Source organism: Alteromonas sp. ABH4_456 (genome assembly GCF_056160645.1).
In genome coordinates, this window is the sequence record NZ_JBSWXO010000067.1 from 1 (window position 1) to 220 (window position 220).

Annotated in this window: 1 pseudogene; it reads left to right on the plus strand. The window is 52.7% G+C overall.

Annotated elements, in window-relative coordinates:
• A pseudogene (locus tag ACXAG2_RS20960) lies at positions 1–220 on the plus strand (IS21 family transposase); the annotation flags it as partial.

Sequence of the window (220 nt, forward strand, 5' to 3'; positions counted from 1 at the left end):
AAAGGATTACAATGCGTAAAATCAGAGAGGTTTTAAGGCTGCATTTCTCCGCGGGATTGAGTATCCGCGAGATCCACCGCAGCACCAAAGTCAGTGTTGGCAGTATTCAAACTCTGCTCAACAAAGCCAGGGGGATGAACTTATCCTGGCCACTGCCGGATGAACTGGATGATGCCCAGTTAGCCCGGCGTTTCTACCCGCAAGCCGATACCCGCCACGC